The 23,500-nt window shown below is 64.0% G+C and carries 24 protein-coding genes; 8 read left to right on the top strand and 16 right to left on the bottom strand.

Annotated features, from left to right (window positions below; genetic code table 11):
- Nucleotides 1-10: 10 nt before the first annotated feature.
- The gene (locus tag GGD63_RS11975; protein ID WP_018642567.1) at nt 11-487 is read right to left on the bottom strand and encodes an Lrp/AsnC family transcriptional regulator; all 477 of its coding nucleotides are present in this window, start codon (nt 485-487) and stop codon (nt 11-13) included.
- A 235-nt stretch (nt 488-722) separates the two neighbouring features.
- On the opposite strand from GGD63_RS11975, the gene GGD63_RS11970 reads away from it, so the two are divergent.
- A complete protein-coding gene (locus GGD63_RS11970; protein ID WP_183242056.1) occupies nt 723-2,048 on the top strand; it encodes an FAD-binding oxidoreductase in 1,326 nt (441 codons plus the stop codon).
- Between the two features lie 109 nt (nt 2,049-2,157).
- Here the strand turns inward: GGD63_RS11970 and modD are convergent, their stop codons facing one another.
- A complete protein-coding gene (modD, locus tag GGD63_RS11965; protein WP_183242054.1) occupies nt 2,158-3,057 on the bottom strand; it encodes a ModD protein in 900 nt (299 codons plus the stop codon).
- 173 nt (nt 3,058-3,230) lie between these two features.
- Here modD and GGD63_RS40960 point away from each other — a divergent pair, with 173 nt between their 5' ends.
- Entirely contained in the window at nt 3,231-3,569 is a 339-nt protein-coding gene (locus tag GGD63_RS40960; protein WP_409334058.1) for a hypothetical protein, read from the top strand.
- A 50-nt stretch (nt 3,570-3,619) separates the two neighbouring features.
- Here GGD63_RS40960 and GGD63_RS11955 read toward each other — a convergent pair whose 3' ends face one another.
- Nucleotides 3,620-4,459 carry an SDR family NAD(P)-dependent oxidoreductase gene (locus GGD63_RS11955; RefSeq protein WP_183242052.1) on the bottom strand — a complete coding sequence of 280 codons (840 nt, stop codon included), beginning with the start codon at nt 4,457-4,459 and terminating at the stop codon, nt 3,620-3,622.
- A gap of 316 nt (nt 4,460-4,775) precedes the next feature.
- On the opposite strand from GGD63_RS11955, the gene GGD63_RS11950 reads away from it, so the two are divergent.
- Entirely contained in the window at nt 4,776-5,612 is an 837-nt protein-coding gene (locus GGD63_RS11950) for a xanthine dehydrogenase (RefSeq protein WP_183242050.1), read from the top strand.
- 275 nt (nt 5,613-5,887) lie between these two features.
- Here GGD63_RS11950 and GGD63_RS11945 read toward each other — a convergent pair whose 3' ends face one another.
- On the bottom strand, nt 5,888-6,211 hold the full coding sequence (locus tag GGD63_RS11945; RefSeq protein WP_409334061.1) for an SbcC/MukB-like Walker B domain-containing protein: 324 nt from the start codon (nt 6,209-6,211) through the stop codon (nt 5,888-5,890).
- On the bottom strand, nt 6,124-6,516 hold the full coding sequence (locus GGD63_RS40955; RefSeq protein ID WP_409334057.1) for a hypothetical protein: 393 nt from the start codon (nt 6,514-6,516) through the stop codon (nt 6,124-6,126). The genes GGD63_RS11945 and GGD63_RS40955 overlap by 88 nt, the downstream gene beginning before the upstream one ends.
- Nucleotides 6,517-6,781: 265 nt before the next feature.
- Between GGD63_RS40955 and GGD63_RS11940 the strand changes: the two genes are divergently transcribed.
- Together GGD63_RS11940 and GGD63_RS11935 are read left to right on the top strand one after the other, a co-directional pair.
- Nucleotides 6,782-7,537, top strand: coding sequence for a response regulator (locus tag GGD63_RS11940; RefSeq protein WP_183242048.1), 756 nt, complete (start codon nt 6,782-6,784; stop codon nt 7,535-7,537).
- A 1-nt stretch (nt 7,538) separates the two neighbouring features.
- Nucleotides 7,539-8,909 (top strand): ATP-binding protein, encoded by a 1,371-nt coding sequence (locus GGD63_RS11935; RefSeq protein WP_183242046.1) that lies wholly within the window; start codon nt 7,539-7,541, stop codon nt 8,907-8,909.
- A 127-nt stretch (nt 8,910-9,036) separates the two neighbouring features.
- On the opposite strand, the gene GGD63_RS11930 is transcribed toward GGD63_RS11935, so the two are convergent.
- The 9 genes from GGD63_RS11930 to fliD all read right to left on the bottom strand — a co-directional run bounded on the left by GGD63_RS11930 (nt 9,037) and on the right by fliD (nt 17,346).
- Nucleotides 9,037-9,948 (bottom strand): flagellin, encoded by a 912-nt coding sequence (locus GGD63_RS11930; RefSeq protein WP_183242044.1) that lies wholly within the window; start codon nt 9,946-9,948, stop codon nt 9,037-9,039.
- A gap of 13 nt (nt 9,949-9,961) precedes the next feature.
- Nucleotides 9,962-11,737, bottom strand: coding sequence for a flagellar hook-associated protein FlgK (gene flgK, locus GGD63_RS11925; RefSeq protein WP_183242042.1), 1,776 nt, complete (start codon nt 11,735-11,737; stop codon nt 9,962-9,964).
- An 18-nt stretch (nt 11,738-11,755) separates the two neighbouring features.
- Nucleotides 11,756-12,211, bottom strand: coding sequence for a flagellar protein FlgN (locus tag GGD63_RS11920; protein ID WP_409334056.1), 456 nt, complete (start codon nt 12,209-12,211; stop codon nt 11,756-11,758).
- Between the two features lie 12 nt (nt 12,212-12,223).
- On the bottom strand, nt 12,224-12,484 hold the full coding sequence (locus GGD63_RS11915; RefSeq protein WP_183242038.1) for a hypothetical protein: 261 nt from the start codon (nt 12,482-12,484) through the stop codon (nt 12,224-12,226).
- Between the two features lie 3 nt (nt 12,485-12,487).
- The gene (gene flgE / locus GGD63_RS11910; RefSeq protein ID WP_183242036.1) at nt 12,488-13,753 is read right to left on the bottom strand and encodes a flagellar hook protein FlgE; all 1,266 of its coding nucleotides are present in this window, start codon (nt 13,751-13,753) and stop codon (nt 12,488-12,490) included.
- 19 nt (nt 13,754-13,772) lie between these two features.
- Nucleotides 13,773-14,438 (bottom strand): flagellar hook assembly protein FlgD, encoded by a 666-nt coding sequence (locus GGD63_RS11905; protein ID WP_183242034.1) that lies wholly within the window; start codon nt 14,436-14,438, stop codon nt 13,773-13,775.
- 438 nt (nt 14,439-14,876) lie between these two features.
- Nucleotides 14,877-15,149 (bottom strand): hypothetical protein, encoded by a 273-nt coding sequence (locus GGD63_RS11900; RefSeq protein WP_183242032.1) that lies wholly within the window; start codon nt 15,147-15,149, stop codon nt 14,877-14,879.
- Nucleotides 15,150-15,316: 167 nt separating this feature from the next.
- The gene (gene fliS / locus GGD63_RS11895) at nt 15,317-15,745 is read right to left on the bottom strand and encodes a flagellar export chaperone FliS (RefSeq protein ID WP_183242030.1); all 429 of its coding nucleotides are present in this window, start codon (nt 15,743-15,745) and stop codon (nt 15,317-15,319) included.
- The gene (gene fliD / locus GGD63_RS11890) at nt 15,745-17,346 is read right to left on the bottom strand and encodes a flagellar filament capping protein FliD (protein ID WP_312013199.1); all 1,602 of its coding nucleotides are present in this window, start codon (nt 17,344-17,346) and stop codon (nt 15,745-15,747) included. Before fliD ends, fliS begins: the two co-directional genes overlap by 1 nt.
- Between fliD and GGD63_RS39960 the strand changes: the two genes are divergently transcribed.
- Nucleotides 17,255-17,458, top strand: a complete 204-nt coding sequence (locus GGD63_RS39960; RefSeq protein ID WP_210315788.1) for a hypothetical protein — start codon at nt 17,255-17,257, stop codon at nt 17,456-17,458. The genes fliD and GGD63_RS39960 overlap by 92 nt on opposite strands.
- A 44-nt stretch (nt 17,459-17,502) precedes the next feature.
- Here the strand turns inward: GGD63_RS39960 and GGD63_RS11885 are convergent, their stop codons facing one another.
- Both GGD63_RS11885 and GGD63_RS11880 read right to left on the bottom strand, forming a co-directional pair.
- Nucleotides 17,503-18,327, bottom strand: a complete 825-nt coding sequence (locus GGD63_RS11885; protein ID WP_183242023.1) for a flagellin — start codon at nt 18,325-18,327, stop codon at nt 17,503-17,505.
- Nucleotides 18,328-18,468: 141 nt separating this feature from the next.
- Nucleotides 18,469-19,167: an RNA polymerase sigma factor gene (locus GGD63_RS11880; RefSeq protein WP_183242021.1), complete on the bottom strand. Its 699-nt coding sequence runs from the start codon at nt 19,165-19,167 to the stop codon at nt 18,469-18,471.
- A 514-nt stretch (nt 19,168-19,681) separates the two neighbouring features.
- Here GGD63_RS11880 and GGD63_RS11875 point away from each other — a divergent pair.
- Together GGD63_RS11875 and GGD63_RS11870 are read left to right on the top strand one after the other, a co-directional pair.
- Nucleotides 19,682-22,096 (top strand): hypothetical protein, encoded by a 2,415-nt coding sequence (locus GGD63_RS11875; protein ID WP_183242019.1) that lies wholly within the window; start codon nt 19,682-19,684, stop codon nt 22,094-22,096.
- A gap of 79 nt (nt 22,097-22,175) precedes the next feature.
- Complete coding sequence (locus GGD63_RS11870; protein ID WP_183242017.1) at nt 22,176-23,495, top strand: hypothetical protein; 1,320 nt, start codon at nt 22,176-22,178, stop codon at nt 23,493-23,495.
- Nucleotides 23,496-23,500: the final 5 nt, after the last annotated feature.

Raw genomic sequence — 23,500 nt, 5'->3', positions numbered from 1 at the left:
CGCAGCCGGATCAAGCCGGAAACAGGCTGGTCAGCGGCATCTGCGAGCGGACGATGGGCGACTTGAGGACGACGAAGCTGAAATACTTGTCGATGCCGATATCCATGTCCGTCAAACGCTCCATGATCGTCTGGTACTCGCCGATGCTGGCGGTGACGAACTTCAGCATGTAGTCGTAGCCTCCCGAGACCAGATGGCATTCGATCAGCTGGTCGACCTTGTCGACCGCCGACAGGAAACGAGCGAAGTCGATCTGTCGATGGTTCTTCAACGTCACTTCGGTGAACACCGTCAGCGTCTGTCCCAGCTTGCGCACGTTGATCTGGGCGGCATACCCCTCGATGTACCCCTCGGCCTGCAGTCTCTTCACGCGCATGAGACATGGGCTGGGCGACAGATTGACCAGCTCGGCAAGCTCGACATTCGTGATGCGACCGTTCTTCTGGAGTTCGTGGAGGATCTTGATGTCGATCCGGTCCAGCTTCATTGGCGACTCTCCATTGAGCGCGCGCCGGAAGGCGCAGCAGAAAATTGGGCACAACGAGCCAAAAGCTCACTTATCCTGCATCCATTGTCCACCACTGAGATCATACCGATCGATTAGAACACAGTTTTGCTGCCCCCCGAGTATGCAGCATAAAGTGCTGAGCTGCCATCGAATCCGGCGCCGCGCGGGGCGATCCCCGGCTTACGATGCGCCCAGCGAAATCCAGGAAGCCAGAATGCCCGCACCACTCAGCCACATCGAGACCTCGCCGGAGCTTCCCCGTGACGCCGACGTGGTGGTCATCGGAGGCGGCATCATCGGGGTGTTCGCGGCCTATTATCTCACCCTGCGAGGGCTCAGCGTCGCACTCGTGGAGAAGGGACGGATCGGAGCCGAGCAGTCCAGCCGCAACTGGGGCTGGTGTCGGCAGCAAAATCGCGATGCCCGCGAGCTGCCGATGGCGACAAGGAGCCTCGACCTGTGGGAGAGCTTTGGCACCGAAAGCGGCCAAAGCACCGGTTTTTCTCGCTGCGGCCTTCTGTATCTCAGCAACGACGAGGCCGAGCTCGAGGGCTGGGCGCGCTGGCGCGACTTCGCTCGGACGGTCGGCGTCACCACGCAAATGCTCGATGGGACCGCGGCAACGCAGCGCGGCGTGGCGACGGGGCGATCCTGGAAGGGCGGCGTCTTCTCACCAACCGACGGCATCGCCGATCCCGCCAGGGCTGCACCGGCGGTGGCGCGCGCGATGCTCAGGCGCGGGGGCACGGTGCATCAGATGTGCGCAGCGCGCGGGCTGGAGACCGAAGGCGGCCGCGTGAGCGCAGTGGTGACGGAGCGCGGCACGATTCGCACGCGTACCGCCATATTGGCGGGCGGCGCCTGGTCCTCGTCCTTCTGCCATCAGGCCGGCATCCGCCTTCCGCTCGCCTCGATCCGCTCGTCCATCCTGTCGGTGTCGGAAGGTGCGAAAGGCCTGCCGGACGCACTCCACACTGCCGCTGTTTCGGTGACGAGGCGTGGTGATGGCGGTTATACGCTCGCCATCAGCGGCCGGGGCCGCGTCGATCCGACTGCGCAGCAGCTGCGCTTCGCCCCGCAATTCCTGCCGATGTTTCTGCGGCGCTGGCGCAGTCTGCTCCCGGGCGGCCTCGAAGGCGTCTGGTCCGGACACGAAACGCTCCGGCGTTGGCGCCCGAGCGAGCCGACACCGATGGAGCGCATGCGCATTCTGGATCCCGCGCCCGATCAGAACACGATCGAGCTCACGCACCGGCGCGCGCTCGAACTGTTGCCCGCACTGAAGGACACCAAGATCACCGCCGCGTGGGGCGGCTACATCGACTCGACGCCCGATGGCGTGCCGGTCATCGGAGAGACGTCCGGCCTGCCTGGGCTGATATTGGCCGCAGGCTTCAGCGGCCACGGCTTCGGTATCGGTCCCGGAGCCGGGCACCTCATCGCGGATCTCGTGACTGGCGCCGCGCCGATCGTCGATCCCCAGCCTTATCGGCCAAATCGATTTGCCGGACTTGCAGTCGGAAAGGTCTCTGACTTCTAGGGATCGCAACCGAGAGGCGCGTTGCTGCGAGACCATGGGGCGCAGGCTCAGCCGATACCGATCTTGCGCGCCGTCGCATTGACCATGTCGCCCCAGATCTTCTCGTTCGTCAGGAGCAAATTCGAGGATAAGTTCGCGTCTGGTGCCTGCTCACGTCGACCGGCTCGATCCGCACCTGCACGTCCTTCGGCTTCGCCTGATAGGGCGAGGACGTGATCAGGATCTCGGCGCCGGCCTCTGCATAGGCCGCAGCATTCGCCGCGTTGACACCGCCGGCGGCGGCGATGATCGGACGGGCGCGCGTATAAGCCATCGACGCCATGCGCCTGACCAGTGCGGCAATCTCGGCTGGCGAAAACTTCTCGGCCTGGATCACGTCGAAACCGGCGACTGCCGCGGCAAGCGCGGCATCGGCCGTCTTCACCTCGATCACGAGCTTCTTCTCCGGCGCCGCTCGGCGCAATCGCTCGACCGCCTGAAATAGCGGCAGATCGCCGAGAAACGCGCGGTGCTCGGGAAACACCAGCACCGTCTCCGAAAGACCGAGCCGGTGCATGACGGCGCCGCCCGCCTTCACGGCAGCTACCGCAAAGCGTTTGGTGCCCGGCACGTTCTTGCGCGTGCAGGCAACTGGAATCTGCGGCGCGACCGCCCTCGCGGCGTCGACGATGGCGCGGGTCTCGCTGGCCACGCCCGACCAGATCTCGATCAAGGTCTGCGCGACTTTCCAGCTCCGCAGCAAGCTCGCGGCCGGACCGCGTGCCTGAAGGATCGGTGCGCCCTGCTCCAGCGCCGTGCCGGAGGCGGCGAACAGCTCCACTTCGCAGCCGGCGAGCGTGATGATCGCGGCGGCATCCTCTGCGAGCGCCAATACCATCGGCGCGCGCGCGGCAAACTGCATGACGCCCCCGGTCGCGCCGATTCCGAGCGCCTCGGTGGTGAGATCGCCGTAGGGCACGTCGTCCTCCAGCAGGCGCTCAAGCTCGGCGCGCGACGCAACCGTCGTCATATCGTGCTTCCCTTCACTGCTGTCGGCTTGCCGACGACTTTGTCGCAAACCCGACACGGATCGTCGGTCCCGCCGCCGCGAGGGGCAGGAAGTTCCGCTTTTGACGCCCATTTCTGCAAGCCGCGCACCAGACTCCGGTCGGCGCATCCGGCACGCCGATTGCTGAGCCCATCATGGCCGTCACCTCGCAGCAATCAGGCTGGTGCGGAGGCGGTTACCGTCCGCTGGAGTTCATCATGAAACTGTTTCGTACGATCGCCGTCGTCGCAGGTTTTCTGCTCGCATCCATCGGGGCGCAAGCCGCGCAGACTAATGTTGCCGTCGCCGCCAACTTCACCGACGCCGCCAAGGAGATCGCCGCCGTCTTCAAGCAGAAGACCGGACACGAGTCGCGCTCAACTTGTCGGCATCGCTGCAAAAAGATTCCGTCGCACTTGCACGCTTTGTCATCCAATCCACGGAATTTACCGTCGAAATGCGCGACACGCTCGAATCTGAGATTTCCGCATTGATCCAGCGCAAATCGGCAAGGTTTCTTTGGAGGCGGGCAATGGCCGCATGATCATACGTGCTGCCCTCCGTTGATCGGTACTTCCGCACCTGTGACATAGCTGGCCGCCTCCGAGCACAGGAAGAAGATCACCTTGGCGACCTCGTCCGGCGTGCCGACACGGTGCAGCGGGATGATCGGCGCCAGCTGCGCCTCGGTCTCCGGCGACAGAATGTCGGTCTTGATCTCGCCGGGCGCGATCGCGTTGACGCGAATTCCGAACGGCGCGTAGTCGTGCGCCATCTCGCGGGTCAGGCATGCGAGCGCGGCCTTCGACGTCGCGTAGGCCGTGCCGGCAAATGGATGCACCCGGGAGCCCACGATCGAGGTGACGTTGACGATCGAGCCGGCCGCCCGCTTCAGCTCGTCGACCAGGCCCTGCGCGAACAGAACCGGCGCGAGCAGGTTGACGTGGAACACGCTCATCCAGGTTTCGACCGGCGTCGTCAGCGAATTCAACCGCCTGCCGTCAGCGGCCTTGGGCGAAATCCCGGCATTGTTGATCAGTGCATGCAGCGGCCCGCCCCCGAGCCGCTCCTTGATCTCGGCAACCGCGCGCGGCAGCGCGCGATGATCGCTCAATTCGACCTGCACATGGTTGTCCGTCCCTGAATCCCAGGGGCACCGTTCACCGTCGAACGGTTGCCGTGAACAGGTGATGATCCGCCAACCGGCTTCCGAAAACAGCTTCCCCGTCGCATGGCCGATGCCGCGGGACGCGCCGGTCAGCACCAGCGTTTTCCGCTCGCCATGTTGCGCCCGCGACTTGTCGCCGTGAAACGGACACAGCGAGACATCGGGTGCCGACGTGCCCGCAGGTGCACCATCGCGCTTCAGGAGATCGAGCGTCATGTCAACTCCTCACCGCGTCCGACCGGACACCAGACAATGACAATGGGAGCAACTTTGCAGGATTTGGGCCACGCCCTGCCGCCCGATCGCTGCGGTTTTCGCGGTGGGATGTCGGCTTCGCGACATGCTGCAAGGTTTGCAACAGGCGCGCGTGCGCTTTCGAACCAAAGAGCGCCATCCCGGCGCAAACTCCGTTCCTGAATGCCGACCGGCAGTTGAGAGCTGTTTTTCAATCATTCCAAATGGCCCGGCTCTTGCTCTTCCTGTTCCAAGCTTGATCGCGCCCTGCTGCACTTTCCATGCAACGTGGTTTCAGATGCCCCAGCCGAACGACCACCGACTCTTTGCCGTTATCCTCGGCACCAACGAGATCGCATCTGCGATCGCTCTTCAGCTCGTCCGCGCTGGATATTGCGTGGTGCTATCCCACGATCCGGATCCACCGGTGATCCGGCGCAAGATGGCCTTTCACGATGCACTCTTTACCGACACCGCGCAGCTCGAGGACATTGTCGCCGAACGTGTCGATGATGGCGTGCAGGTCTATCAGGCGCTCCGCCGGCCGCCGCAGGTCATGGTCACCTGGCTCGGCCTGCTCGACCTGCTTCCGGTTCGTCACATCGACCTCCTGATCGATGCCCGCCTCCAGAAGCGCCGGGTCACGCCCGATCTCAGGCGGCTCGCCCGGCTGACCATTGGTCTCGGCCCCGGCTTCTCGTCGGACTTCAATTGCGATGTCGCTGTGGAGACCCGGCCGGGCAAGATCGGGTTCGTCACCGACGCGCGCTGGACCGACGCCGCCGATGGTGTCGCGAGTTCGCTGGGAGATGTCGGCGCAGAACGTTTCGTCTACTCGCAGTTCGCGGGTCGCTGGCACACGCCGATCGAGATCGGGACCCGCGTCTACAGGGATCTGGTGCTCGGCCATCTCTCCGGTGTTCCGCTGCTTGCGCCGCGCGACGGTATTTTGCGCGGCATCGTCCGCGACGGCAGCGAAGTTCCTGCCGGCGTGAAGCTGCTGGAGGTCGATCCGCGCGGCCGCGATGCCCAATGGACGGGAACGGACCAGCGCGGGCGCGCCATTGCCAATGCTGCGACCGCCGCCGTCAGGCTCCACGCCGCGCGCCGCTCGACACACAGGAACCCGGCATGATCGTCTGCTCCTGCAACGTCATCAGCGATCACGACATCAGAGGGGTGGTGTCGACCGGCGACGAGCTTTGCTCGGCCGCGCAGGTCTACGGTTGCCTTGGCTGCACGGTCCGGTGCGGGCTGTGCTCCCATTCCGTGAGGCGAATTCTCGAGGAGCGGCCGGCGCGCGACATCCGATATGCGCCGGTCTTGGAGCCATAGCCGCCCTCACCGGGCGGGGTCCGGAACGAATGGAGTTTGCAACATTCTGGCCGTGCGGCGTCCGACCACAAGGCTTCAGGGCGAGACCAGCTTTTTGAGCAAGAGTACGTGTGCCTCTTGATGGAAGTGCTGCGGGATCGCCTGGATCCCGCGACCGACCCGGATGATCGAAATCAATGTATCGAACGTCTCCTGATAGAGCGCCTGATGCGTTTTTGGTGCGGCCATGATAAGCTGCAGGCCGAGCTGATGGCAAAACCGGATGATCTTGTAGATATTGTCCGGATCGAGTTTCTCGAAAGCCTCGTCCATCAGCATAAGGGCCGATTGGGGCGGCGCATCGCGACTGCCTCCAAGGTGATTGAAGTAGGCTGATGCGGCTGCAACGCCAAGGCAGATATAGAACGGGACGAACTTCTGCCCGCCACTCGCCTTGCCGCGACGCTGCTCGAGATCCGAGATTCTGCGGTAGCCTGCTCCGGATCGCAGATATCGATGCTGAAACGAAAGTAACTCCGGTAGTCCGCCAGCTCACGAATGCGGCGGCGATGCTGGGCATCGTCGCCATTCTCAATCGTCAGCATATCGATCAACTCTTTGATCTTCATCTGGTCCGGATCGTTTGGATCCGGATTGCTCTGCATCAACGCGGTGGCCATTGGCGCCACGATGTCGAGCCGATCGATCCTCGCCAGACCTTTCATCCGCTAGACATCATGAGCTTCTCCTGACGCACTTCAAATAGTGGAGGCAGCCCAAACCGGCGGAGGCTGCCGGAATCGAAGTCATGATGGGCTCTATGGGGTTTGCGGCGTTTCGTGGCCGACCACGGCACGGTATGGTTAGCCCCCCTCAACGAGACCTTGCCGCTCCACGGCCCGGCATTGCCGGACTGTCGAGATCGCGTCCAGAAACAATCTGAAACAAAATTCTTCGCCATTTGGCCCGAATCTTGGACAAACAAATCGCATGGCCATTCCCAATCCCAACATCCTTGTCGTCGAGGACGACCGCGAAACCCGGACGTTGATTGCGAAATACCTGCGCAACAACGCCTGCAACGTCACGGCCGTGAGCGACGGCCGCGAGATGTCGCGCGCCATGGCCGACCACCGCGTCGATCTCATCATCCTCGATGTCATGCTGCCCGGCGAAGACGGTCTCAGCCTCTGCCGCAAGGTGCGTTCGGAAGCGCAGACGCCGATCATCATGCTGACAGCGCGCGGCGAGGACGTCGACCGCATCGTCGGTCTCGAGATGGGCGCGGACGATTATCTGCCCAAACCCTTCAACCCGCGCGAGCTGCTCGCCCGCATCAACGCAGTGCTTCGCCGCCAGGCCGCCGCGCAAGCGGCGAGCGCGGTCCAAGGCGCGAGCACGCTTGCCTTCGAAGGCTGGCGCATCAATCTGCGCCTGCGCGAATTGCGCAATCCGGATGGCGCGCGCGTCGCGGTGACCAGCGCCGAGTTCGATCTCTTGCGCACGTTCTGCGAGCGGCCCGGCCGCGTGCTGTCGCGCGACAGCCTGCTCGACCTCACGCAAGGGCGCAACGCCGGCTCGTTCGAACGCTCCATCGACGTGCTGGTCAGCCGCATCCGGCGCAAGATCGAGCCCAATCCGCAGGATCCGACCATCATCAAGACGGTGCGCTCCGGTGGCTATCTGTTCACGCCCAGAACCGAAGCGGTGGGCACGCAGGCGGCCGCGGCGGCCTTGAGCGGCTGACATGCGGCTTTTGGGATTTTTTCATCTCAGGAGCATCAGCGGTCAGATCGCCGCGCTCGTAGTGGTTTCGATCCTCGCGCTGCATCTCATCATCACCGCAGGATTTCTGATCACGCGGCCGGACCGCGCGACGGCGCCGCCCGACAGCGAGCATGAGTTCGTCACTGCTGCGCGCCTCCTGTCCGCGGCAGGCGCCAGCGAACGGCCGCGCCTTCTCGCCGACATCGCACGCGCCTTTCCGGAGCTACGGGTCGAGCAGATCGCGCCCGGCTCCGCCGCAGCCGTCGGCGGCATCGAAGCTCCGCACCTGCACGGCATGCACCGCCATGTCGGTGAGGGTTACAAGGTCGTCGCACTGGCCCCGGACGGCGGCTCGTCGCGGATCGGCATCCAGCTGCCCGACGGCACGATCATCGCAGGCCACGTCGGACGAGGACGGCCGCCCTGGTTGTGGGGTAATCCCTGGATATCGACCTTGCTGTCTGCCGTGATCAGCGTGACGCTGCTCGGCGTTTGGGCTGCGCATGCGCTGGCGGCGCCGCTATCGTCGTTTGCCAAGGCCGCCGAGGATTTCAGCCTCGATCGGGCGGCCGAGCCGCTGCCCGGGCGTGGACCCGAGGAGATCCGCTCGGTCGCGCGCGCGCTCAACCGCATGCAGGAACGGATCGCGCGGCTGATGTCGGATCGCACGCGGATGCTGGCCGCGATCAGCCACGATCTGCGTACGCCGATCACGCGGCTGCGCCTGCGCGCCGAGTTCATCGAAGACGAGGGCAACCGCAAGCGCATGCTGATCGACCTCGACCAGATGCGCTCAATGCTCGAATCGGTGCTGTCGCTCTTGCGCGACGACCGCAAGATCGAGGCCGTGACGCTAGTCGATATCGCGAGCACGCTCCAGCTCGTCGCCGACCAGTTCGGCGACATGGGCCATGTCGTGCATTATGACGGGCCAGCTTCCGCGAGCGTCGTCGTACGGGCCGACGATTTGCATCGCGGCGTCACCAACCTCGTCGAGAACGCGGTGCGATTCGGCGCAGAGGTGAAGATCCGTCTCAAGATATCGGGCACAAGACTCGTCATCGACGTCGAGGACGACGGTCCCGGCATTTCGGATGCACGCAAGCAGGAGATGCTGGAGCCGTTCGTGCGCGGCGACGATGCCCGCACCATGGACGACTCCACGGGCTTCGGGCTCGGCCTGTCGATCGCACGTGCGATCGCGATCGCCCATGGCGGCGAGCTGTCACTGCATGATCGCGAGCCAAAAGGCTTGATCGTTCGGATGCAAATGCCGGTGAAGCAGCGGACGTCCGCGGCAGCGCCAATGTGCGATCAACCAGTTCTCGATCGAGAGAGCCTTCTTTCTTGATCGGCCTCCAGCCCGAGCGGGACGGCTTCCACTTTTCGTTTAGATTCTCATTTGCTCATTGAGCGACGAATGCACTCGCAAGACTCCCGCTCCCCCGTTCAGAACGAGGCTTCCACAAGGCCTTGTTTCACTTCAGATAACTCGCAAGATTCAGGCTCAAGATCTTCCCGAGAGCAGAATAGGACGCCGTGAGTTGCGACTCGTATGTCGAGAGCTCCGCCGTAACGGCGGCGACGTCGACACTGGTGAGATCGCTCGACAACATTTCGGCATAGCTCTTGTAGTCGGTCTGGCGCGCGCTCGCCGTCTCGATCGAGGACGCCGCGCTGGAAAGCTTCGCCTGCACGGCCGCCGTGTCGTCGAGTGCCGTGCTGGCGAGATCAAGCGCGCTGGAGATGTCCGCGGATGACAGCGAGGTGCTGTTGGCCACGAATTTCAGCACACGCATCACCTCCTCGAACGCCGAATTGTCGGCGGTGACACCATAGGAGACGGTCTCACCGGCGCCGACACGCACCGACGCGATCTCGTCGTCGCCGCCGTAGTAGCTGCTGTCCGCCGTAGTGAGGGACCCCGCCCCCGACGAAAAGCCCGTGAGATCGACCGGGGCCGTGTCCGTCTTGCCGCCGGCAAAGACATATTGGCCGTCATACTGCGTGTTCACGATCGACCCCATCTCCTCCAGCATCTGCTGGGCGGAGCTGATCACCGAGGTCGTCTCGGTCGAGCTTCCGGTCGAGGCGGCGCTGAGCTGGGAGCGAAGTTGAGTGATGATGTCGGTCATCGAGCCGACCGCCGAATACATCACCTGCACCTTGCTGTCGGCGAGCGTCGCGGCATCGATATAGGATTGCGCGCGCGTCACCGAAACCTGGAGGTTGACGACGTGCTGGGCGTCCGGGCCGTAGCCGCCGAGATCGCTCGAGATGATGCCCGACGATTCCTGGACCTGCTTCTCGGCCATGACCGCCTGCACGCGCAGCGCGTCGGAGATCATCTTGCTCGACTGCGCGAAGGTCGCGACCCGCATCGCCACCATGCCCCGCGGCCTCCTATGTCGACTGCACGGCGGAGAGCAGCGCCGAGTACATGGAGTTGATGGCCTGGATCAGCGCGGACGCTGCCGAATATTTGTTCTGGAGCGTGCTGAGTTTCGCCGATTCCTCGTCGAGGTTGACGCCCGACTGCGACGACAATGATTCGGCGTAGGTCGACTGCGCGGTCTCCTTGGCCGTGTAGTTGGTGGAGGCCTGAGACGACTTGCTCGCGACGTCGGACACGACGGCCGAGGCGTAATCGGCGAGGGAGCCGGTGGTGGCGGCGAGCCCGCCGGCGGAGGAAAATGTCCGGGACTCCGTCAAGGCATCGTAGAAGGCATTGACGACCGTGGCAGATCCCGAGGACAGCACCGTGCTGCCGACCGTCGGGCTCGACGAGGAGTCCAGCGTCGCAAGCTGAAGCTCGTTGGTTCCGGACAAGATCTTGCTGTTGACCGCGATATCCGACGCGCTCGTTCCCGTCACCAGATCGTTGAGACCGAAATACTCCGAAAATCCCTCGCCTGAGCTTCCCACCGAGCTCGTCATCTCGTTGATGGCGACGCCATTGCCGGAGCCGGTGGCGGTGATCGAGAGATGGCCGTCGGAATCGACAGATGCGGAAAGCCCGGAGATGCCGTTGATCGCGGTGACGAGATCGCCGACCGTGGAATAGGACGAGAGGTCGAGATCACCGTAGGACACCAGATTACCGCTCTGGTCGGTGGCGGCGATGCGCACCGTGCCGGTGGCGGAGAGCGCCGTGCTGCTGGTGCCGGCAGACGTACCGGTCAGGCTCGTCGGCGCCGGCACCGAAGAAGCGCTGTTCGAGACGCCGTTCATGGCCGAGGCGAGCTGCTGTGCGAGCTGATCGAGCTGGGACTGCGCCGCCGGCAGGGTTTTGTCGCGAAGCGTGACGAGCGCGCCGATATCGCCTCCTGATATCTGGGAGGTGATGTCCACTCCGTTCACCGTGATCGCGCTGAATCCGCTCGACGACGAGCCGGCCGTGTACGTCGTCGATGCCGTTACGTTGGCCGCAGCAGTATAGCTGATCGTGTGCGCGGAGCTATCGACCAGCGCCTGACCGGACGTCGTATAGATCTGGAGATCGCCGTTCGACGCCGTGAAATAACTGATGTTCATCTTGGAGGCGACGTCCTGGAGCGCGGTGTTGCGCTGGTCCTCCAGGTCCGCCGTCGACTGGCCGGCCGCCGCCGTCTGCTTGATCGCGGCGTTGAGATCCGCAATCTGCTCCAGATCCGCATTGACGTCGTCGACCGAGGACGAGATGTCCTGGTCGGCGTCGCCGCGGAGCTTCTGGATCCCGCTCGACGTCTCCCGCAACTGGCTCGCGACGTCGTCGAGCGCACTGACGACGTTGGATTGCAGCGAGGCGCTGCTCGGCGTGCTCGCCAGCGACGACAATGCCGATTCCAGCGTGGCGATGCTGTTTGCGAGCGAGGTTCCCGTGGAGCTACCATCGGTGCTGCTGGTCGAGCCGTAGAGTTTTTCAAGCGAGGTCAGATAGGTGTTGGTCGTATCAGCCGATCCGAGATCGGAGGTCGCCCCGACCAGCGACTTGAGCAGCAGCTTGTCGACCGTCGAAGTGATGCCCGTCACCGTGACGCCGGTGCCGACGCCGTTGGTGACGCTGCTCGACTGGTTTGCGGTCTTTGTGGTGTAGCCCGTCGTGTCGGCGTTCGAGATGTTCGACGACGTCACGCTGATCTGCACCGACGTGGCCGACAGCCCGCTGAAGGCGATCGATCGTGCGATATTGAGTGACACGGCGGGACCCTCGAATCGTCAGGCGCTGCGGCTGGTGCCACTGGAGACGGGGCGCGCGGCGACCCGGCCGGAGGCGCCATAGGGCGACACCGCCGCGATCTGCTCGCGGATCGCCTGCATGACAGCCTCGATCCGGCGGTTGCTCGCCTCGATCGCGGCGCGCAGGCGCACCAGATTCTCGTCCATCGCCGCGCGCAGCTTCAGGATCCGCTCCATGAGCTGCTCGCGCAGGATCCGATCCGGTACGTTCAGGCTGGTCGTGCCCACCGCGCACTCGGCAACTGTCCGTTCGAACATCTCGGCCAGACGGTTCTTCTCGTCGACCTGTTTCAGGCGCGAGGCCGGCAGGCCCTTGGCGAGCTCCACATTCTCCTCGGCGACCAGCGCGGTCAGAACGTCGATGAGTGCGATCAGCGACTTGATCCGTGTATCGCCGCTTGCGGGGCTCGTTCCCGTGGCTTTGGCTGCAGTCATGGTCATCGCCTTCTAGTTATTCCGTTTGCCGCGGCCGGCCTGCGCGTTACGCAGATAAGCGCCGATCGCGGTCTTCCTAACGGTTGCTTGCCTCATCTCGCTCTCGACCTCCGCGCATTCGCGCAGCAGGCCACGGCGCGCCGTCTCGACATCGTCGATCAACGCGAGCAACTGCCTGCGGTCATCGCCCTTGGCCGTCGCGGCCCGCGCCACCAGTCGTTGCAGCCGGCGCAGCAGCGCCTCTCCGGCCACGCTCGCTTTTTCGCCGGGCATCGCTCACCTCATCGCCGAGATCAGGGTGTCGTACATATTGCTGACGGTGGAGATGACCTGGGACGCCGCCGAATAGGCCTGCTGCGCCGAGATCATGCTCGAGAACTGGCTGGCGGTGTCGGTGGTCGAGGACTCCAGCTCGCTACCGAAGATGGTGCCCGCGCCGTTCTCGCCGGAGGCCTGCAACACGGCATTACCCGACGTCACGGTTGCCGAATAGATCCCGTCGCTGGAGGCGGCGAGCCCGTTGGGAGCGGCGAAGGTCGCCACCGCGATCTTGTAGATCGCGATGGTCTGGCCGTTGGAATAAGTGGCGTTGACCACGCCGTTATCGCCGATCGCGATGCTGGACAGCTTGCCATAGGACAAGCCGTCGGAATCGATACTGGTGACGTTGACGGACGGCGTGGTCTCGCCGGAGGCATATTGCGTGAGGCCGTCAGTCTTGCCGGCGGCGCCGAAATCCAAGGTGACGGTGCTGTTGGCAGCGCCATCGGTCCAGCCTGAGATCGAGACGGTCGCCGGGTCCGGGCTGGTACTGGCGAGCGAGCCGTCGCTGTTGAAGGTGATGTCGACCGTGCCGGAAGCCGTGCCCGTCCCGGTCGTGGTATCCGAGGTCGAGGTCGGGTTGGCGAAGCTCGCACTCCAGGTGTTGGTCCCAGTTTTACTCCAGGTAATCTGCATCGAATTCGCAGCACCAAGCGAATCGTAGACCGTCATCGAGCTGGTATAGGTGTCGCCCGTCGCGGCGTCCGACGGCAGGTTCGCCGCGATCGTGGTCTTGGTGGTGGCGCTGCCGCTGGTGGAGGCGACCTGGGTGTTGATCGCTTCGAGATTGCTCGCCGATTCACTGCCCACGACGTTGCCGTCGGCGTCGGTGCGCCAACCCTCGAGGTAATAGCCGTTGTTCTGGAGATAGCCGGCATTGTCGGTGGTGAAAGCACCGTTGCGGGTGTAGGCGACGGCGCCGCCCGACTTGGCGTCGGTCACGACGAAGAAGCCCGAGCCCTGAATCCCGACGTCGGTGGCGTTAGAGGTCGCAGCCAGCAGGCCCTGCTGGGTGATGTTCGCGCGGCCTGAGACGGTGACGCCTCCCGAGGCGTAGGAGGTCGTGTTGCTCGAGGCCGTCACGAGCGCGTCGAACATCCCGGACGTCGTCTTGTAGGCGGTTGTGTCGGAATTGGCGATGTTGTCGCTGATCATCGACAGGGACTGGCTCTGCGCACTGAGCGCCGAGATCGCCGAGGATAATGCGCCGCTGAGACTCATGATAAAACTCCGAAATTGATCAGGATGTGACGCCGATGATGTTGGCGGCGCTCACGGAAATGCCGTTCACGGTCAGCGAGGGTGTGGAGGTCGAGGTGTCGATGCCGGTCACAGTGCCGGTGACGGTCGTGTAGTTGAGGACCGAGTTTCCGGAGGAATTCGTTGCGGTCACAGAGATCGTGTACTGGCCGCCGTCGGCGAGCTGCTTGCCGCTGGAGTCCTTGCCGTCCCAAGTGAAACTGTTGGAGCCCGAATTCCCGGTTCCGGTGCCGGTATAGACGACGTTGCCGGATGAATCCGAGATGCTGATCGACACGTTCGAGGCGGCCGACGACAGCGAGTAACCGAACGTCGCCGAGCCGTTGCTCAACGTCGAGGTGTCCGTCTTCGCCTCGACGGTGTGCCCGATGTAGTTCACGGAATTCAGCGTCACGAGGCTCGAGAACGAGCTCGCAAGCGAATTGAGATTGGAGTTGATCGACTGCTGGGAGGTGAAATTGGCGAAGGAGGTGAGCTGATTGACGAGGTCGGTGGTCGAGGTCGCATTCAGCGGATCCTGGTTCTGCAGCTCGCTGACGAGCAGGCTCAGGAAATCGCTGGATGTCAGCGTCGAATTGGACGACGTGCTCGACGACGACGTCGTCGTGGTGGCGGTCGACGCAGAACTCGTTGCGGAAACGGTCATCAGAAGCTCCGGCTTTCTTGCGCTGCCGGCGACCTGCGGTCGGTGGGCGGCGCTTGAAATCTGTGTGCTGATGAAACGGGTGGGCGTGCGGATTCAGGCGGCAATTCGCGCGTACGGAAACGGCTTTCGACACGGCAAAATCTGCCGCGTCCGCCGTTCACGAGAGCGATGAGTTTAGGCTGATTTGTTGCCGCGACGAGCCGCGCCACGTCTTCTTGCTTGCAGCAGAGCAATCGCAGGCGAGGTGAGCGCTTGGAGACGCTTGCGCTTCCAAGGCGGCATCATGGCCGGGCCTGTCCCGGCCATCCACGGCCTTTCCCCCGGCGCAAGATCGTAGATGCCCGGGCCAAGCCCGGGTACGACGCCCCCCGTGGTCAAACGTGGTTGCCCTGCCGCAATTGCGGCGAGACGAAAATGCGAAATATCAGAAAGAACCGTTCAGCTTCCCGCCGTCTCGCCTTCGGTGCGCGGCTCGGCGGCGTCGCCCCTCATTTTCGCCGCGGCGGCGACGATGCGATCGGCGAGGCCTGTGGGTGCGCGGACTGCAGGTGCGGCGAGTGCATCGCGCAAGGCGCGCGCCTCGTCCAGCAAGGCTTGCGCGGCGGACGATCGCGCCAGCAACTCCTGGGCGGGCAAACGCCGATCATCGGGCCAGAGGGAGAGATCCTCGCCCAGCCGGTTGATCAGTTCCTCAAACTCAGTGACGTCCATCGCCCACCGATCCCGCCTCGGTCAGGTCCGTCATAGAGCATTGCAGGCGCCGCGGAAACCCGATTTCGGCGGACTGAGGCGCCAAAACCGCCCGCAGCACTACGGGAAGCAACCGGAACGGAGGCCAAGATGATTGCCGGCACTCCGCCGCCGGCAAGCTGGAGCTTTCAGCCCGTGCGGGCCGAATCGGCGGGCCTGGCCTTGCTGCTCCGCAAAGTGGCATCGACGAATTCCCACGCCTCCCTCAGCTCGGTCAGCCCGGCAATGATCCGCCGAAAACTCTCGCGGGCCTGCGGCCGGCCGTAAGCCCTGAGGCTCGCCAGGATCAAAGCGTTGTAGGTCTGGAACATTCGTTCCGCCACCGCCCCGCCTTTGGTGAAGTCGAGATTGTGGCTCAGCCCACGCAAGATCGCGGTCGCCTTCATCAGGTGCTCGTGCGCCTCCTCGAAGCGCCGTTCCTCCTGAGCGTTCAGCGACTTCTGGAGCAGGGTGATCGTGCCGCCCAGCAGCATCGAGACCGCCTTGAGCGGCGGCACGCTCGTTGCCGTCCCCCGATAGGCCTGATTGGCCATGTACGCCGTCGGATTGTTCATCATTAGTTACTCGAGCTGGAATTGAGCAGGGCCTTGAGATAATCGAGCGTGCTGTTGGCGCTCTCGATCGCCGCCTGGTATTTCGCATATTGCGTCTCAAGCTGCGACTGCAGCGTCGACGCCGCGCTGTTGATGTCGTCGACCCTCTGCTGGAGCTCATCGTCGCGGGTCGTCAGACTGGTGATCTGCGTTTGCAGCGCGCCTGATGACGACGAATAGTCCTTCGCGATCTGATAAAGCTGCGTTGCAATGCCCGAGGTCGACGTCACCGCGATCGATTGCGAGGTCGAGCCGCTATAGGTGAAGGCCATGCCGGCGTAGATCGAGCCGGAAGCGCCGATGATCGTGGTGCCGCTGATCGTGAATAGCGAGGAGTCGCCGCCGACCGAGGCCGAAGTGAGGTTGCCGTCGGAATCGACCGCCAGATCCAGGGTGAAGGATTGCGGCGACGTTCCGGTGTTGACGACGCTGAGCTGGCTCGACGACGTCGTGGTCTGCGCCGACAGCAGCTTGGTAACGCCGCTCAGGTTCGTGCTCAGGATATCGGACAGCGTGCCGGTATCCAGCTCGAGTTCATTGCTCTCGTTGAAGGACAGGCCGAGATCGGCCATGGTCATGCCGCCCACGGTCGTGTTCAGGGCATTCTGGAGCGCATCCATGATGTTGCGCATGGTTCCGTCGCCGAACAGCACCGCGCTCGAGTCCGCAGTGCCGTCGGTCGTGGTCGCCTGCTGGGCGATCACCTCGTCACGGAAGGCGTTGTAGTTGGTGACGAACGTCTCCAGCGTCGATTGGATCTGGCTCGTGTCGGTCTCGATACTGATGTTCAGCGTCGCGCCGTCCGGCGTCTCCTGAAGCAGGCTGAAGGTGACGCCGCTCAGGACGTCCGAGATGTCGTTGGTGTCGCGGGTCATCGCGATGCCGTCGAGCGTGAACTCGGCCGCCTGCGCCTCCTGGAGCACGTCGGTGAAACTCCCCGAACTGTCGGTCACGCCGAGCTTGTTCAGGATATCGTCGCCGGACGTGCTCGAATAGGTGATGTCGGCGGCGTCCTCCGTGCCCGTCAGCACCATCTGGAACGACGTGCTGGAGACCTGCACGATCGAGGCCTGGACGTTGGTCGTCGAGGTCTGGGCATTGATGGCATCGACGACGTCCTGAAGCGACATCGTGCTGGTGATGGTGATGTCGGACATGCTGCCGCCCTCTAGGCCGATGGAGAACGTGCCGGAGTATCCGAGTTCGTCGGTCTGGCTCGATTGCGAAGCACCGGATACCTTCTGCGCGGTGGCGAGCTGACTGATCGTGAGCGTGTGGTCGCCGATCGCGGCCCCGCTCTTGAGCGTCATGGAGAGCGCCGACGAGGCGCTCACGTCGCCGGTGGAACTGATGCTCGCCGCGCGCGTCGCGAATGCGCTGGTGGACAACGAGTTGACGACCGCCGTCGAAAGCGACGCCAAGCCGGAGTACAGCGTCTTCAAATCGCTCTGGAGCGTCTGATAGGCCGAGATCTTGGCTTCATTGTTCGTGATCGTGGTCGTGATCGTGTCCGCCTGCGCGGTCTTCGCGTCGACGGCGGATTGGATCAGCGCCGTCCAATCGATGCTGCTCGAATTGGTGGTCCCACTCGTCGTGACCGATACGCCCGACGAGGTCGTCGTACTTGTGCTGCTGGTGCTCGAACTGACGCTGGCCACTTTGCTCGGTCGTCCCTGACAGAGAGAGCCGGGTCGGCATCATGCCGGCCCGGCAGTTGACTATCATTTCAGGAGGCTGAGGAGGTACTGCGGCATCTGATTGGCGGCGGCCAGCGCCGACACGGCAGCCTGGGTCTTCACCTCGGCCGAGGACAGCTTGGACTGCTCGGACGCAATATCCACGTCCTCGATCGCCGAGTTCGCCGACTGGAGATTCTGCGTCTGGGTCGAGATCGAATCCGACGAGAAGTTGAACCGCGATTCCTGTGCGCCGATCGAAGCGCGCGCAGCGGAGACGGTGTCGATCGCGGTATCGAGGGCGTCGAGCGCCGATGTCGCACCGGACTGGGTGCTGACGTCGAGCGTCGAGACGGCGAGCGAGGATGCCGTCAGGCTCGTCAGCTGGATGGTGATCGTGTCGGAGCCGTCCGAACCGACCAGCACGGACACGCCGGACGAGAACACGCTGGATCCATCCAGCAGGCTCTGGCTGGAGTAGCGGGTGCCGGTCGCGATCGAGTCGATTTCGGAGTTGAGCTGCGAGAATTCCGATTGGATATAGGCACGGCTGGAGTCGGTCGTGGTACCTGAGGCAGATTCGGAGGCCAGCGACTTCATGCGCGCGAGGATGTCGGAAATGTTCGAGGCGCCGCCGTCGGCGGTCTGCAGGATCGCGGTGGCCTGCGAGGCGTTGGTCGCCGCCTGCTGCAGCGTGGTGACGTCCGAGGAGATGCGCGTGGAGATCGCAAGGCCCGCGGCATCGTCGGAGGCCGACGTGATGCGCGAGCCGCTCGACAGCTTCGAGAGCGAGCTGCTCTCCTGCGCGGCGTTGATGTTGAGATAGCGGACCGCGGCGTTGGCGGCGGTATTGGTGTTGATTGCGGGCATTGAAAGCTCCTGTGCTGATGGGCATGGCGTGCCGCATCGTTGAAGACGATTGACGACGCAGACCGCAGCCCCGTCCGTTCGCTCAAACGGCGGAGTGCAAGGAGATCAGGCGCGGAAATTTTCGCGGGACGATTTTTGTGGTTAGCAATCGGTAAACGCGGTGCGGATGTCGCGTTCGTGCTTGCGCAGGAGCTGGCGAAGCTGCTGGCGGCCGCGCTTGAGCAGCGACTCGACCGCGGCCACCGTGGTGTCCATCACCTGGGCGATCTCGCCGTTGCTCATGTTCTCGTGGTAGGACAGGATCACCGCGATGCGCTGCTGCTCAGGCAGGCGCTGCATCGCCACCTCCAGCATGCCGTTCAGCTCGTTGCGTTCGATGATCTCGACGGCCCCGGGCTGGCCATCGGCAATTTCCGGCACGGTATCGACATTCTCGTTGCGCGGCTTGCGGCGCAGGTCGATGCAGCGGTTTGAGATCACGCGGTAGAGCCAGGTCGAGAATTTGGCGCGGCCATGCTGCCAGCGTCCGCGATGGCTCCAGATCTTGAGCATGGTGTCCTGCACCACGTCCTCGGCGTCCGCCGCGTTGCCGACGATGCGGAGCGCGATCGCGTAGGCGCGATCGATGTGACGCTCGACCAGCATGCGGAATGCGACTTCGTCTCCGGTAGCGAGCCTGTCCAGGAGCTCGCTGTCCTCGTCGTAGACGACATCGGCGGTATCAGGTGCGCTGTCCGGCACGAGCGGCACCGACGGCATCACCGGCACCATCGCATCGACCGGCACCGTCGTCGTGATCTCGGCCTCGGCGGGAGCCCAGACATCAGCAGCGTAATTCATCCCGCAACCTCCAACCCGCAATGCCGGGAGCGCACATGCCACACGGCTTCCAGGCGTTGAACGCGGCACCAAAACAATCCAGGCGAAGAATTTTTGTTATTTTTCAAGATGTTATCCGGTACGTTTTGCCGAGCATCGGGCAATAATTGCCGACCGCGCGATCCTTTCGCGCTTCAAACCTGCAATCATCACATCATCTCGCGCCATGGCGGATCATCCATCCTTGGACAGAAGTATTCGGGAGAAAACGCTGACATTACGCGGCACTAGGCGATCGAACACGACACGCGCGCTGCGCGTGAAGAAGAGATTGTTTCCGAGTGTGAATGACAGCTGGACGACCTTCGCACCCGGCAATTTTTTCCGAATCACCATTTTCGAACCTAGCGATTTTTTTGAATCTGTCAGTCGCGACGAACGCGATTTCGAATCGCGCGTGAACTTTTTTCGTATACGTGGCGCCTGACTCGACACATGCGCACGTTAATCGTCCTTGTGGACGGGGAATTGCAGCATGAAGATCGCAACGAGCGGCACGGAGCGCCGCACGCAAATTGTTTCTGCTTGGTCATTCGATGTTTTCGATACATTTCTGCTTCGCGCCTGCGCGACGCCGGATGGCGTATTTGAAAGGACTTACGAGCTTTCCGGCATTTCAAGTTCTTGTCCTGGTGTTTCCACGAGTTTCGTTCAGCATCGCATCCAGGCCGAAGCGCGTGCGCGCCGAACGGCAAAAGAAACGCGCGGCGCGAGCGAAGTGCACATCGCGGAGATCTATTCCTGTTTTCCGTTCAGGCTGTTCGGCCTTTCGCGACGCGACCTGAACGATCTGGTCGAATCAGAATTCGCAGCCGAGCTCGAGCTCTGCCGCGCCAATCCCGACATGCTTCGGCAATACCTGGACATGAAGCGCGCGAACCGTCGCGTCGGTTTCATCTCCGACACCTATTGGGACTCCGACCGGCTGGCGCGGTTGCTGCGGGCCTGCCATCCCGGACTCACATGGGACTTCCTCTATGCGTCCTGCGACCATGGCAGCAGCAAGAGCGAAACCTTGTTCGCCAGATATCTCTCGGAGCAGGGTATCGATGCCGGTTCCTCCTTTCACGTCGGCGACAACGAGAAGGCCGACATCAGGGGGGCGAAGCGCCACGGCATCCGCCCCCGCTATTATCCGCAGGCCACGCCACAACTGGCGTCGACCTTTCAGCGCGAGACCGCCCTGTTCGAGCTCCTGTGCCAGGGCGCGCCCTCGCGGCTGGACCACGGCGCACGCACCTTGCGGCGCATGGTGGCCGCACGCAGCGCCGAGAGGTCGCCGGCCTTCCACCTCGGCGTGACCGTGCTCGGCCCGGTGATGACGGCATTCGACGCTTTCATTGCCAGGCGCTGTGAAGAGGCCTCCGGCCCAGGGCGGACGGTTGTTCTCGGCTTCCTCGGCCGCGACGGCTTTCTGTCGCACCAGATCTGGCAGCAGCTTCACGGCACCACATCGGCCTATATCGAGATCAACCGCCGCGTCAGCCTGATCGCCTCGGCGGACACGATGCAGCCGCTCGTCGATCTCCTCAGCAAGGTCTTCAAGATCGACGCGTCGACATTCGGCGACATGCTCAAGGTCATGCCGGCGAGGGTCGCCGCGTTCTTTGCCGGCTTCCCGGACGGGATCGCCTCCGGCGAGGAACTCGCCGGGGCGCTTCCGGGACTGATGAATCCAGCCGAAATCGTCGAGCTTGCCGCAGGCTTGCGCGCGCGGCTGCTCGCCTATCTGCGTCAAGCCGTACCCGGGTTCGACGACTGCACCGATCTCGTCCTCGCCGATCTCGGCTATTCCGGCAGCGTGCAGAAGGCGCTGCGTCGCATCTTCGACCTCGAAGGCATCGGGATCCGCCTCCACGGCGCCTATCTGATGTCGCTCGACGACGCCTTCGACGACCTCGCCGAGGAGGACAGCGCCGAAGGATTCATCTCCGACCTCGTGGTCACCCCTCACGTCAAGCGCATGCTGATCCGCAACGTCGCGCTGTTGGAGCAGATCTGCTGCTCCGCCGACGGCTCGGTGCGCGACTATGACGGCAACCAGGTGCTGCGCGAGATCAATCCGCGCCCCGAAAGCCAGATCGCGCTGGCCGCCGAAATCCAGGCCGGCGCTCTCGCCTTTGCAGAAACCGCCGAAGACGTCGCCCTCGATTTTGGTCTGAGCCCCTATGCGACACCCGACGTCGCCGCGCGCTGGTGCGCGGCAACCTTGGCGCGCCTCTTGCTGCTGCCCGACGATGACGAGCTGGCGCTGCTGGGCGAACTGAAGCACGACGTCAATCTCGGCACCCATGCGCTGGCGCCAATGATTGACGGCGACTTCATCCGTCGGCAGATCACCGCCCGCGGCCTCTCAGCCGCCTGCACGGCATCGGCGCCGCCGATGTGGCTCGCAGGCTGCTTTGCGCGGCTATCGCCGTCCCATGCTTATCTCTATGCGCTGTTCGGCGCGAACCGCCTGCCCGCCGACGTCTTCGGGGAGAGTCCTTGCGATCCGGTCCAGATCGGCCTGTTCCACGGCAATGGCGAAGCGACGCTGGAGGCGGTGACCGTTCACCGCACCGGCCTCGGTGAGCTGCGCCTGCGCATTCCGCTCTCGCGCGCCATGGGCATCACCACGATCGCGCTGCCGCTGGCGAAATTCGCTGCCGAAGGCCTGCTGCACGGCGTGACCATCCAGTCCGCCGACACGGTACGCGATGCTGCCGAGAGCCAGGACGCGATCGGCATCGCCGCCGACAGCCTGGTCTATGCGGGCGTGCGGCGGAACGGCGCGCATTATAGCACCGAGGACGGGGACGGCTGCCTGCTGATCCCGGTCGCCCCGATGGCGCAGGAGATCGCGGTCTACTCCGTCGCAATCACGCCGCTCGGGTCCGTCCCCAAATAGTGCGCCTGATCGCGCTGCCCGGGCCGTTGAAGTCCAGGGGCCGGCGACGTCAGGGGCTGGCGACGTGAGGGGCACGGAATTGACGGACGAGACGCACGCGAATCTTGATCGGCTGCTGCAATCGGGCGGCATCCGGCTTGGCGAGGCCCAGCGCGACCGCCTGAGCTGGCTGGTCGGCCAGTACGGTACGCCGGCGCTCGACGGTATCCCGGACGGACGACGCAACGGCGTCGTCATTCTCAAGGAGCCGCTGAGCGGCGCGGCAGCGGAGCTGTTCTACCGCTCGCTCAATCCCGGCTGCGCCCTCGTCATTCCCAGAAGCGAAAATCCGGGCTTTGACTTCCTCAAATCCAAGCTGACCGAGTTCGGCACCGTCGGCCCCTGCGGCGCGGACGGCCCGCACGAGATGTGGTGGGGCGGCACCGGCTGGCCCAAACTCCTCGCCGCCGCCGATGAGTCCGGCATCCGCCCGCGGGTCGTGTCCTGTTACCCGCGCGGCGGTGACGAGGCCGCGTCGCTGCGCCTGCGTCAATCGATCGAACGCCTGCGGCTCGATTGCCATATCGAGCCGGTCGGAACCCAGTTCGGCGATCGCCTGCTCTGCTTCGAGAAGGCCGAGTTCATGGTTCGGATGTGGACCAAATACCGCGAGCCGCTCCTGTTCGTCGAAACCGACGCCGTCTTGCGCGCGGCGCCGCTTCTGCCGTCGTTCCTAGGCTGCGACGTCGCCGTCCACAAGTGGAATCGCTGGGAGATATCGGCGCGCATGCTCTATCTCGGCCGCTCCGCACGTGCGGAGCGGCTGCTTCGCACGTGGCAACAGCTTTCCGCCTCCTATCCCGCAATCTGGGAGGGCTATCTGCTCGATCAGGCCTGGAGCCTGACGTCGTCGCAGGTGCCGCTCGACACCGTATGGCTGCCGCGATCCTATCACGCGCTGAAGGGTGATCTCGGCGCCTCGCGCGCCACGATCCTGCATGACCAGCAGACGACGACGCTTGAGCTCGGTTCCGATCCCGGCTTTGCGAGCATGGTGCGTGCCGCCCGTCGCGCCGGCCGCACCGGCGCCCGCGACGCCTTCATGGTGATGACCTCGAAAGCCGAGACCGGCAACGGCATCGCCGTGATCCTGCGCAACGTCTCGGCCAACGATGCCGGCGCGGTGGCCGCGACTGTGGAGGCCGTGACCGGCGCCTATGCCGCCGATTGCGGCGGGTACAGCCGGCTCGAGCTGTCGCTCTGCGCCTGGCAGGACGACGTCGGTGCCGCGCGCGAGGCCGCCGCGCAGGCGCGCTACCGCATCCTGGAGATCGCGCCGGGACAGCGCATCGCCAACGACTTCTTCGCCGCCCACGCTTCCGACGATGCGGTCATGCCCGCACGCCGGCTTTTCCCTTGACGGAG

Origin of the sequence: Bradyrhizobium sp. cir1, from assembly GCF_014198245.1 — a bacterium.
Classification (GTDB): domain Bacteria; phylum Pseudomonadota; class Alphaproteobacteria; order Rhizobiales; family Xanthobacteraceae; genus Bradyrhizobium.
Note: the sequence above shows the minus strand (reverse complement) of the source record. Positions and strands in the feature narration are given on the sequence as shown.